Here is a 10,993-nt window from a genome sequence, read left to right as displayed (position 1 = left end):
AGCCGTCAAAAACAACCGCCGTTTACTTCGCGGCCTTGCCCGTCCACCGGTTGAGCCAGCCGAGCACCTCGCCATACCACTGCCGCGAGTTCTTCGCTTTGAGCACCCAGTGGTTCTCGTCCGGGAACACCACCAGCCGCGAGGGGATGTTACGCCGCTGGAGTGCGGTGAAGCTCGCCAGGCCCTGGGTATAGGGGATTCGGAAGTCCTTCTCGCCGGTGACGACCAGCATCGGGGTCTGCCACTTGGCGACGTGGTTGACCGGGTTCCAGCGCTCGAACGCCGCCGGGTCCTCGAAATACGCCTTGCCGCCATGCTCCCACTCGTCGAACCACAGCTCCTCGGTCTCGTACGCCATCGCGCGCGCATCGAAGACGCCGTCATGCTGGACCAGGCACTTGAACCGGTCGGGCCACTGACCCGCGATCCAGTTCATCATGTACCCGCCATACGACGCGCCGAGCGCACAGGCGTTGTCGGCGTCGAGCCAGCCGAACTTCGTGGTCGCCGCGGCGAGGCCCTTTTGCAGGTCCTCCAGCGGCCAGCCGCCCCAGTTGTTGCGGATGGCGTCGGTAAAGGCCTGGCCGTAGCCGGTCGACCCGTGGAAATCGACCGCGACCAGCCCGTAGCCGGCGCCCGCGAAGACCGCCGGGTTCCAGCGATACGACCAGCTGTTGTTGCTCGACCCCTGAGGGCCACCATGGACCATGTACGCGATCGGTACCTTGCCGCTGCTGCCCGCGGGCTTCACCGCATAGCCCCAGACGGTATCGTTGTTCGCGCCGGCAAAGCTGAACCGCGTCACGGTCGGCCAGTCAATGTCCTTCAGCCTGGCCGCATTGACGCTGGTCAGGCGAACCGTGCGCTTGCCCTCCGCGCGATAGAAATCGTCGGGCGCGACCAGGCTATTCATTGCGTACACGAAGCCCTTCGCGGTCGGCACGACGGCGGTGACGTTGCCCGCCTGCGTCAGCCGCGCGACCTTGCCGCTCGTCGCATCGACCGACCACACCGGGTTCTCCTGCGTGTCCTCGGCGGTAATCAGCAACCGCTTGCTGTCGGGCGTCCACGCGATCGAGCCGACCGAGCGATCCCAGCCGCCGGTCAGCGCACGCACCTGGCCCGACTGGAGGTCGCGGACCATCAGCGTCAGCTTGTCCGCCTCGTAGCCCGGCCGCGCCATCGCCGCCCAGGCGAGCCAGCGACCATCGGGCGAGACGGTCGGGAACGTGTCGGTCGCGTCGTTGGCGTCCGTCAGGTTGACCGGCGCGGCCGAAGCGTCGGCGGGGACTGAAAAGATATCGAGGTTGGTTGAGGTCGATTCGATCCGCCCCGCCTCGCGCAGCGCGAAATAGATGGTGCGGCCATCCGCGCTCCACGCCACTTCCTCACCACCGCCGAACGGCTTCGACGGCGTGTCGCCGATCAGACGGCCGGTGATCGCGACGCCGTCGCCCGGTGCGCCGTCTGCGCCCAGCGGCAGTACGAACAGTTGCGAGCGGTCGCCGTTCGCCCATGTATCCCAGTGGCGGACGAACAGCTGGTCGTACGTGCGCGCCGACCCGGCGTTGGCGTCCTTCTTCTCCATCGCCGGGGCCAGCGTCGGCGCACCGGGCTTGCGGTCCGCCCAGATCAGGATCTTGTCCCCGGTCGGTGCGACCTTGAACCCGCCGAAGCCGCCCTGGAAACCGGTCAGCTTGCGCGCCGCGCCTCCGGTGAGGGGAATCGCCCACACCGCGTCGTCGCCGCCCTTGTCCGACTGGAAATAGACGGTGTCGCCGACGATCTGCGGGCCGGTTTCGTTGACGTCCGCCTCCGCGACCAGCTTTTCGGGCGCTGCACCCTTGCGGGTCAGGTCGACCCGCCACAGGTCGAACCGGCCGCGGTTCGCGGCCAGGTCCGTCTCGCGCTGTTGCCAGACCAGCCAGCGCCCGTCCGACGACACGGCCGGCGTCGATACCCGCGACAGCATCGTCACGTCGTCGATGGTGATCTGGCGGGCGGTCGCCGGAGTGGACACGGCAGCGGCGGAGAGCAGCGCGGTCGCTGCGAGCAGGATGTGCTTCATGGCGCGCAGGTTACCCCAGCCGCCGCGTCAGACAACCCCGTTCGGCCCCTCCAGCAACGTGCGGATGCGCTGCGCCAGTTCGGCCCGGCGATAGGGCTTGCGCACGAGGTCGAACGACGAGCTTTCGGCATCCAGCGCGCGGTCGGAATAGCCGGTCGTCAGCAGGATCGGCATCGCGGGGAAGCGGCGGCGCACTTCCTTGGCCAGTTCGACGCCGTTGATCCCGCCGGGCATCACGATGTCGGTAAAGATCAGGCGGAAATCGCTGTCGGTGTCGAGCAGGTCGATCGCCTTGCTGGCGCTCGGGCACTGCACGACGTCGTATCCCAGATCCTCCAGGATCGCGCGGCCGAGCTGGGCGATCTCTTCCTGGTCCTCGACCATCAGGATGCGCTCGCCGTGCCCGCGAGTCTGGCTGGCCTGCAACTTCTCGGGCTCGACCATGCCCCGCGCGCGCGGGAAGAACATCGCCACGCGCGCGCCCTTGCCCTCGACATTCTCCGCCAGCACCGCCCCGCCCGACTGGCGGACGAAGCCATAGACCATCGACAGGCCGAGCCCGGTGCCCTTGCCGACGTCCTTGGTCGAAAAGAACGGGTCGAAGACGCGATCGATCTGCGCCACGTCGAAGCCCTTGCCGTCATCGGTCACCGCGACGCGGACATATTCGCCCGGCTCCAGCCCCGGCGCCAGCGGATGGTCTGCCGGCGAGACGACATTGTCGGTCTCGATCACCACGTCGCCCTTGCCCTCGACGGCATCGCGTGCGTTCGACAGCAGGTTGAGTAATGCCATTTCCGCCTGCACCGGATCGACGCGGCAATTCCACAGCTCGTCCTGGAACACCCGGCGGACGCGCACGCCGTCGCCGACGCTGCGTTCGACGATCGTCCCGAAATCGGTGATGAGCGTGTTGAGATTGAGCAACCGGTCGCGCAGTTCCTGCTTGCGGGCAAAGGCGAGCAACTGCTGCGTCAGCGTCGCGCCACGGTTGGCCGCCATGCCGATCGCCTCGACCGCGCGGCGCGAGGCGCGGTCACTGGCGTCGATCCGCGCCTCCAGCATGTCGACATAGCCGAGCACGACCTGAAGCAGGTTGTTGAAGTCGTGCGCGATGCCGCCGGTCAGCTTGCCGACCGCTTCCATCTTCTGCGCCTGGTGCAGCGCTTCCTCGGCCTCCTTGCGGCGCGAGATGTCGAGCTGGCTGCCGAAGAAATAAAGAAGCTGGCCATCCTCGCCGAACACCGGCGACACGAACAGCGCGTTCCAGAACGTCGATCCGTTCTTGCGATAGTTCAGGACCTCGACCGCGACTTCCTCGCGCGTGCGGACCGCCTCGCGGACCTGGTCGATCGCGTCGTAATTCGTCTCCGGCCCCTGCAGAAACCGGCAGTTGCGCCCGATGATCTCGTCGAGATTATAGCCCGTCATCCGCGAAAACGCGTTGTTGCAAAAGACGATCGGGTTGTCGGGCTGGTTCGGGTCGGTGACGATCATCGGCATCCGCGTCGTTTCGACCGCGGCGAAGAAGATGTTGTGCGACGACGCCTTCGTCGGCGTTGCCGGATCGCTGAGGAGCGGAGCCGGCGGCATCCGCCCATGCGTGGTCGTCAGGTCTTTTTCGGGCGGTGACGGCGCTACGGACATCCAGGCCTAACTCATCGGGGCATCAGCGGTTGCCCGCTTAGAGGCCGCGGCCTGAAATACGAGCGATTTCCTTGGCCACCATCGTCTCGACGATGGACGGCAGGTTGCTGTCCAGCCAGTCGCGCAGCATGGGCCGCAGCATTTCGCGGACCAGCCCCTCCAGCGTATCGGCGCCCGCGACATCGGGCTTCACGATCAGCCGCGACAGCGCCTCCAGCGGGCTGCGGCTCGCCTCGACCGTGTCGGGCGACGCGAGCGCATCGGGCCGCGCCGGCGCAGGGTCGCCGTGGATCGAGGCCGGATCGACTGCGGGCGGCGGCCGCATCGGACGAATGGTGTCGCGCCGCAGCGGCGGCTCTGCAGCCGGAAACGGTGCACGCTCCGACAGTTCCAGCACTTCGTCGCCGTCGCCGTCGTCGATCATGTCGTCCTGCGCCACGATCGGGCGCGGTACCACACGACGACCGCGGCTGTTACCCGCCGGCGTCTCGCTTTCCTCGATCACCCGTTTGATGGAGGACAGGATTTCCTCCATCGTCGGTTCGCTACTGACATCGCCCATGCCCACAGGCCCCCGACGCAAGACGTGGTTAACGCGGAGTACCTGAGGGATTGGCCGGGGTGGTGTCAACCGATTGTGATCCGGTACGGCCCGCCGGCGCCCCTTGCGGCGGGGTGCCGGGGTTCAGCGCGGCGGGGTCGGCGCCCGGCGGCCGCGCGAGTGCGGGGTCCTCGAGTTCGGGATTGCGCCCGACGATCGGCGTCTGCGCGGGCGTATCGACCGTGCGCGTCGCGACCGGCAGCGGCTCGGGGTCCGAACCCCAGTCGCCGATCTTGCGACGGACGCGGTCGTAGTTCGCGACCGGATCGTACAGCGAACCGATGTCGGTCAGGTTCAGGTCGTTCGCCTCCGCCCGGCCCATCGCCGCCAGCAGGGCGAAGCCCGCGACATAGGCGTTGCGGCGCGCGGTCACCAACGTCACCTGCGAATTGAGCAGTTCCTGTTCGGCGTTCAGGATGTCGAGGATCGTGCGCGTGCCAACGCTGTTTTCGGCGCGTACGCCCTCCAGGCTCAACCGGTTGGCGTTGACCGCGACTTCGCTGCTGGCGATGACCTGCTGCGCCGACTGCCAGCTGGCGTACGCGGAGCGGACCTGCGCGATGACGCCGCGTTCGGTCGAGGTGACCTGCTCGATCGCCTGGCTTTCACGCGCCTGCGACTGGCGCACCTGCGCCGCCGGACGCCCGCCCTGGTAGAGCGGCAGCGTCAGCCCGATGCCGGCGGTAAAGCCATAGTCGCTCTGCGGCGCTGCCGCGACGGGCGACGACGAACCCAGCGTATTGAGGAAGTTGTAATAGGTGCCGCCGGCCTGCACGCTGATCCGCGGCAGCTTGGCGGTGCGGGCCACGCGCGTGTCGTAGCGCGTGGCATCGCGCGCCTTTTCCGCCGCCTCGATCAGCGGGTTTTCGGCAAGCGCGGTCGTGACCGCGGTCGCCGTCGTATCGGGCAGGTTCGGCAGCGCGGGCGGCGATTCGAGCGTCCCGGCGGGCGCACCGACGATCCGGATGTAGTTTTCGCGGCTGGCGATCAGCTGCGCCTCGGCCTGGCGCAACTGCCCTTCGGCCAGCGCGCGGCGCGCTTCCGACTGGGCGACGTCGGTCCGGGTCAGGTCGCCGACCTCGAACCGGTCGCGCGAGGCCTGGAAGTTGACGCTCAGCGCGCGGACGTTCTGCTGGTTGAGCGCGACCACCGCTTCGTCGCGGATCACGTCCATGTACGCCGCGACCACGTCGGTGAACAGGTTCGCCTCGGTCCCGCGCAGGTTCGCGCGGCCCGCCTCGACCCGCGTCTCGGCTGCGCGGACCGAATTCTTGACCGCGCCGAACGCGATGATCGGATAGCTGACCGTCGCCTGCCCGTTGATTTGCCGGTCGGGGGCAAAGATGTTGTTGCCGGTCTGGCGCAACGTCTCGGTAAAGCTGCCTTGCGCCGTCGACGACGGCAGGCCCGATGCGCGCGCGATCGGCACATTCTCGTCCTGCGCGCGCAAGTCGGCGCGCGCGCCGGTGATGGTCGGGTTGGTGCGATAGGCGCGGATCAGCGCCTCGCGCAGCGTCTCGGCCGAAGCGCCCCCCGCCCCGGCAACCGCCAGCACCGCGCCTGCGGTCGTCAGAAGAAACCGTCGCATCGATTATCCCGGAAAATGAAAGGCACGCGGGCGTGCGAAGCCCGGCAAGATCACGCAATCGATGTCGGCAAAGGGGACCAGCGCGAAGCCGTCCGACTTCACCCCGCTCGCCAGCCGAGCGACACCGCCGTCGATCAGTCCGGCCAGCACGCGCCCGCCGGTCTTCACCTGCGCCACAAGAGCGTCGGGCAACTGCTCGACCGCGCCGTCGACGATCAGCACGTCGTAGGGACCGTGATCGGGCGCACCGGCCGACAATGCCCCCTCGACCACGGTCACGCTGCCGCGACCGGCAAGCGCAGAGCGCGCGGCACCGGCCAGTTCGGCCTCGCTCTCGACCGCGACGACCTTCGCCACCAGCCCTGAAAGCACCGCCGCGGTATAGCCGCGCCCGGCGCCGATCAGCAGGACGGTATCGGTCGGCGACAGATCCGCAGCGGTCAGCAACCGGCCGGTCGCCAGCGGCGCGTTCTGTTCGCGGCCCGCGCCCAGCGGCACCGGGCGGTCGCGATAGGCGAGCTCGGCCGCCTGCGGCGCCACGAACGCCTCGCGCGGCACCTCCGCCATCGCCGCCACCACGCGCGGGTCGCTCACCGCGCTGGTGCGCAACTGGCTCACCACCATCGCGGCGCGCGCCGCAGCCTCCGTGCCCTTTGCCATCATCGTCGTCATGTCCCCGACATCGCACAACTGTTTTAGTCGCGCAACACAGTTGTTGTCCCGCCGCTCGCTCTATCGTGCGTGCACGCCCGCGCCAAGCGGTCGCAGGGCAACACCGCGCCGGATTTCGCTTAACCGCGCATACGGTGTCACCAACGTTACAAAAGGTTCACTTGAGATCGAACCGGAATGAACGTTTAGTCGGCGCCGCTGATCGCCAGCACCGGAGAGATGTTATGCGCAAGATCGCCCTTTGCCTCGCCGCCTCGGCCCTGTTCGCCACCGGCGTCGCCAATGCCGCCGGACCCTGCCGCGATGCGCAGAAGCGCTTCGTCAAATGTCCGCAGAAGGCCGCCGCAAAGCCGGTTCGCTGCAAGACCGCCGCCGGAAAATTCGCCAAATGCGGAACGCCTGGCGCCAAACCGGCCTGATCGTCGTCGATCGTGGGTGGGCGGTTCGGTGCGACGGTCGCCCGAACCGTGTCGGTTTTCATATCGACCCACTCAGCCATCCTAATGGCCCGCCGAGGAATTTTCAAAACCGGCGTGCGGCGAGTTTTCACCCGATCTGCTCGCCTGGCGCCTGTTTTCAGATCGGCCTGCTCACATCACCGCCGGCGCAGCCATTGCATGGGATGATGAAGGGTTGATTCGAAGTGCGGTCAGCGAAGTTCGAGCAGGCGGGTCCGGTCCCAGCCGCCCGGGATGATCTGCTTCGCGCCGCTTAGCCGCGCGCGTTTATGTGCGGACGACCAGTTGATCCCCAGCCGCGCCGCGAGTTCGGGTATGCTCATGATCGCGGCAGCGCGTTTCTCGACGTCGACGGTCGCATAGGTCCGGGGGTTGGTCCCCTGGTATTCCAGCTTCGCGAGAAGCCGCTTGCCGCCAACCCCGACGTTGAGGATCTCGAGGGCATCCCGCTGTACCATGCTGCTGCGGAAGCACAGATCGGTATGATCATCGCGTTCGAAGGCCAGGGAGCGAACCCGATCGGCATCGCACCGATCGATGCGAATGCTGTCGACGAGGCAGATACCGTCTGACAGCTGGTACCCGACGGCCGCCCGATGAAGCATGTCGACGAGCGGGCCCCAAGGTTTTGCGCGCCCGCCGATCGACTCCATGATCCGCTTGAGCGGTACGGGGTCGCTGAGGTCGGCGCCGGCGTTCTCGCTGATCCGGGTGAGGAAGTCGTTGATCGTAGCCGATCTGAAATGGTGTCCCGTACCGGGGAGCGCCGGACCATCGGCGACGATCGTGCCGATCGCGACGATCTGCTCGAGGCCGTAATACGGTATGCCTAGTCGGTAGGACAGCGCGTCGGGCTCGACGCGGTCGTGCCATGCCGAGGCGAACGCATCGAGTTCCGCGATGTCGAACGCGGGCAGATTGCGGTCACCATGTGTCCGGACGTGCTGTGTCACCAGGGCGTTCTCCCAGACGGCGAGCATCACTTCCGGCGAGAGGCGGGCGAGTTCGTATGCCGGGCGGATGCCGACCACGGTCGGTGCGTCGGTCGCGGCCGGCATCGTCTTGCGCTTGTTGGTCGAGGCCTGCCTCTGAACGGCCGGGTCCCCCGCTCCGACGATGAATGCCGACGGGGCCAGCGTACGCCACTGCTGGCGGAGTTCGCTGATCGCGTGTCTCGTGGTGGCATCGTGCCATTGGAGGCTCTCCCATCCCGACGGCCATCGGCCGAGCGCCTCGCACGCGAGGTGCAGACCGTTCAGTCTTCTCGCCGGTTCCTCGATCGGCTGCTCTTCGGCGTCCGCGTCGAGCGCCCGCGCGAGCCGGATGATGAGCCGGTAGAGCTGCGTCCGGTCGGCGTCACGGAGTGCGGGTGGGAGATCGGACGGTTTCGAGGATCGCTGCTCGGCGTGCGGATCGACGATCGCCTGCAGGATCGACAGGGCGGGTCTGATCTCGGGCGGTACCGCGAACGGCTCGAGCCTGTGCAGCGGATCGCCGCACTTGTCGCATTCCTCGATCCCGTTCAGCGTTCGGGTCCAGCCCTGGACGATGCCGTCCCCCTCGCAGAAGCATCTGTCCTGCAGCATGTCCCAGCCGACGAAGCAGAACGGGATGTCCTTCAACTCCCAGACGGCGCGGTGGAAGCGCTGGGCCGGGTCGGCCAGCGCGCTTGGCGAGAAGCGTCGGATACGTTTCTCGATCCGACCGACGTTCAGTTCCAGACCCTGGAAGGACACGCGACCAGGTACCGTGGGCTCGTATCGCCGGAGGACGACCTCGTGCTCGGCAACCCCTAGGGCGTAGGCCAGCTCGGCGGGATCGATCCCCGGATGCTCGGACACGATCACGCTGTTGCGATGCAGGAGGCCGAGGTGCTGCAGGACGCCCCAGCTGTTCGGGATGTCGTTGCGCTTGCAGGCCCGGGCGACGAGACCGCGTAGCGACTCGCCGGGCATTGGCGGCGTCTGCTTGTCGAGCCGTCTCCACTCGGCTCGCGCGGTTGCGGTGGACGGGACGCGCGGACCGCGGTCGGCGACGAGGTCGTCGCCCACGTTGCGCAGGAAGGCACCGAACGGAGTGCGCTGGCGGTCGACGGTCCCGTCCATGCCGGATCAGAGGCGCCGGAGCGGGTTGCTGCGCGCGAACCCGTGCTCCATCGACCACTCGTCCACGGCGATGGAGATGTCGTCGGTCGTGACGACGTCCCGCTGCTCTCGCACGGCGTTGCGCAGGGCCATCGTCATCACGCGCATGAGCTGGCCGATGACGCCGTCGCAGACCTCGCCGAGCGCGAGCGCCAGGCCTTCCTCCGCGAGGCCCGCCCCCGAGGCGACGATGCCGTCCGACACCATGCGGTCGTCGAGGGCGCCCAGGAAGCCCAGCCACAGCTCGAGGTCGTCGTCGTCGGCCATGTCGAGCGGATCGAGGCGGCATGGCGAGAACATTCGCCCGGACAGCTCGCGGTCCGAACCGACTATCGGGATCGCGGCCTCGGTGCCGAGCAGGACGATCGGCACGCGTCCGGTGTCCAGCATGATCTTCAGCTCGGCGGTGACTTCGCGGCTGAAGCCCGACTTCTGTCCGCTGTGCTGGGTCTCGTCGAGGATCAGGAGCTCGACGCCGTTGTCCTCCATCGCACGCATGGCGCGCCGGCGGAGCGTGTGCTCCGTGCCGCTGCTCGCGAAACCGTCACCGACCTCGGACATGATCGAGCTGTAGAGGTCCCTCGCGGTTCCGCTGGTGCCCATCCGGGCGTGGAGCACCGACCTGACCCCGGGCGGATCGTCCTGCGCGCGCATCAGCTTGAACTGCGTCGCGACGGTGGACTTGCCGGTGCCGGTCCGGCTGAACACGTTCAGGGCGAGCTGCTGCTCGCCGCGCATCTCGCGACCCAGCAGCAGCAGTTCCTCGATCTCGGCCATCGCCTCGATGTGCCGGGGATACGGCAGTCGGATGCGCATGAGCTGGGAGAGGGCCAGCGCGACGCGCGACGAGCGCTGCGCCAGCTGGCTCTTGCGGAACGCGCGGAAGGCGTCCTGCATCTCCGGCGAAAGCGTCTGCTGGGGCTCGGGCTCGGGAGTGGCGAGGTCGCGCTGCGGGAGCAACGCGTCGACGACGGGATCGCCCGCATCGGAGGCGCCGGCGGTCCAATCACCGGATGTGGAGGCTGCCACGGCGACGTCACGGGATTTCGCCGCGACCTCCAGCCCGTCGGCGCGCTCCGACCGCACGGCCTCGGCGGTGACGGCGTTCGTTTCCCGCTCGATGACGTCGCTGGCCCGTTCGGCGACCACCGGGCGGGAATTCCCGGCACGCGCCCTTTCCGAGACCGGGCCGCCTGCGTTCCTGGGATCGCGCTTGGCCTTCCCGCTGCCGAACTGGCGACGGGGCGCGTTGGGAGCCCGGCGCGTGATGGCGGCGCTTCCGTCGTCCTTGATCTTCGTATTGCTGGTGGTCACTTCAGGTCTCCCCATTTCAGGCGGTTGGAGCGGACGCGCGTCGGCGCCCGCTGGTCGGGCCCATTGGCCGACTTGGTGTGCGCCCCCGCGTCGCGGCGGTCGTCGTTCCTGGTCTTGCTGCGCGCCGTGTGGCGCGGCGGCGGAGCCGCCGGATCGCGGGCCGTGACGCTCGGCGCCCCTGCGCGGCGCGTGGTGACGGGCTCCTTCGGCGGGTTGGGCTTGGGCCGGGGCGTCGCGATGTGCGCGTCCTTGCGCGCGCCCGTGGCGAGCTCGTGCGCGGCCGGCGCATGCTCTTCCGGCTGCGCCTCGCCGAACTCCTCGATCTCCTCGTCGCGGAGCTCGACGTAGCCGTTCATGACCTTGCGGGTACGCGGGTCGTGGAGCGCCTTGCCGAGCGTTCGCCGCTCGCGCTCCGCGGCCTGCGAGTCGACGTTCGCGATGTCCTCGAAGAGGCGGGCGCGGACGATGGCCTGGCCCTCGGGCGTCAGGTAATCCATCGCC

At 68.2% G+C, this 10,993-nt stretch carries 9 protein-coding genes; 1 reads left to right on the top strand and 8 read right to left on the bottom strand.

The window, feature by feature from the left end:
* Nucleotides 1–22: 22 nt before the first annotated feature.
* The 5 genes from ASE86_RS07810 to ASE86_RS07790 are packed head-to-tail and all read right to left on the bottom strand — an operon-like array spanning nt 23 to nt 6,576.
* Entirely contained in the window at nt 23–2,068 is a 2,046-nt protein-coding gene (locus ASE86_RS07810; protein ID WP_056424253.1) for an alpha/beta hydrolase family protein, read from the bottom strand.
* Nucleotides 2,069–2,095: 27 nt separating this feature from the next.
* Nucleotides 2,096–3,715, bottom strand: a complete 1,620-nt coding sequence (locus ASE86_RS07805) for a histidine kinase famiy protein (RefSeq protein ID WP_082441753.1) — start codon at nt 3,713–3,715, stop codon at nt 2,096–2,098.
* 37 nt (nt 3,716–3,752) lie between these two features.
* Complete coding sequence (locus ASE86_RS07800; protein WP_056424248.1) at nt 3,753–4,277, bottom strand: DUF2497 domain-containing protein; 525 nt, start codon at nt 4,275–4,277, stop codon at nt 3,753–3,755.
* 28 nt (nt 4,278–4,305) lie between these two features.
* A complete protein-coding gene (locus ASE86_RS07795) occupies nt 4,306–5,904 on the bottom strand; it encodes a TolC family outer membrane protein (RefSeq protein WP_082441752.1) in 1,599 nt (532 codons plus the stop codon).
* A 3-nt stretch (nt 5,905–5,907) separates the two neighbouring features.
* Nucleotides 5,908–6,576 carry a protein-L-isoaspartate O-methyltransferase family protein gene (locus ASE86_RS07790; RefSeq protein ID WP_056424246.1) on the bottom strand — a complete coding sequence of 223 codons (669 nt, stop codon included), beginning with the start codon at nt 6,574–6,576 and terminating at the stop codon, nt 5,908–5,910.
* A gap of 224 nt (nt 6,577–6,800) precedes the next feature.
* Between ASE86_RS07790 and ASE86_RS07785 the strand changes: the two genes are divergently transcribed.
* Complete coding sequence (locus tag ASE86_RS07785; RefSeq protein WP_056424244.1) at nt 6,801–6,995, top strand: hypothetical protein; 195 nt, start codon at nt 6,801–6,803, stop codon at nt 6,993–6,995.
* 230 nt (nt 6,996–7,225) lie between these two features.
* Here the strand turns inward: ASE86_RS07785 and ASE86_RS07780 are convergent, their stop codons facing one another.
* From ASE86_RS07780 to ASE86_RS16215, 3 genes are all read right to left on the bottom strand, one after another.
* Nucleotides 7,226–9,139 (bottom strand): TniQ family protein, encoded by a 1,914-nt coding sequence (locus ASE86_RS07780; protein WP_056424243.1) that lies wholly within the window; start codon nt 9,137–9,139, stop codon nt 7,226–7,228.
* Nucleotides 9,140–9,145: 6 nt separating this feature from the next.
* Nucleotides 9,146–10,492: a TniB family NTP-binding protein gene (locus ASE86_RS07775; RefSeq protein WP_056424240.1), complete on the bottom strand. Its 1,347-nt coding sequence runs from the start codon at nt 10,490–10,492 to the stop codon at nt 9,146–9,148.
* On the bottom strand, nt 10,489–10,993 hold a 505-nt coding region (locus ASE86_RS16215), incomplete at its 5' end, for a hypothetical protein (RefSeq protein ID WP_056424237.1). The genes ASE86_RS07775 and ASE86_RS16215, both read right to left, overlap by 4 nt.

Origin of the sequence: Sphingomonas sp. Leaf33, from assembly GCF_001421785.1 — a bacterium.
In the GTDB taxonomy this organism is placed as follows: domain Bacteria; phylum Pseudomonadota; class Alphaproteobacteria; order Sphingomonadales; family Sphingomonadaceae; genus Sphingomonas.
The sequence above is the reverse complement of the archived record's forward strand: the minus strand, read 5'-3'. Positions and strand labels throughout refer to the sequence as shown.